Here is a 494-nt window from a genome sequence, read left to right as displayed (position 1 = left end):
GAGGGTTGCTGGAGGTATCAGAAGTGCGAATGCTGACATAAGTAACGATAATGCGGGTGAAAAACCCGCACGCCGGAAGACCAAGGGTTCCTGTCCAACGTTAATCGGGGCAGGGTGAGTCGACCCCTAAGGCGAGGCTGAAAAGCGTAGTCGATGGGAAACAGGTTAATATTCCTGTACTTGGTGTTACTGCGAAGGGGGGACGGAGAAGGCTAGGCTAGCCGGGCGACGGTTGTCCCGGTTTAAGCATGTAGGCGGAGCGACTTGGTAAATCCGGTTGCTTATCAACGCTGAGGTGTGATGACGAGCCACTACGGTGGTGAAGTAGTTGATGCCAAGCTTCCAGGAAAAGCCTCTAAGCATCAGGTAACATTAAATCGTACCCCAAACCGACACAGGTGGTCAGGTAGAGAATACTCAGGCGCTTGAGAGAACTCGGGTGAAGGAACTAGGCAAAATGGTGCCGTAACTTCGGGAGAAGGCACGCTGGCATT

General features: G+C 52.8%; 1 rRNA gene. It reads left to right on the top strand.

Annotation, left to right across the window (positions count from 1 at the left end):
• A 23S ribosomal RNA gene (locus YROHD0001_RS0119160) occupies positions 1–494 on the top strand; the annotation flags it as partial.

Origin of the sequence: Yersinia rohdei ATCC 43380 (genome assembly GCF_000173775.1) — a bacterium.
In the GTDB taxonomy this organism is placed as follows: Bacteria; Pseudomonadota; Gammaproteobacteria; order Enterobacterales; family Enterobacteriaceae; genus Yersinia; species Yersinia rohdei.
The sequence above is the reverse complement of the archived record's forward strand: the minus strand, read 5'-3'. Positions and strand labels throughout refer to the sequence as shown.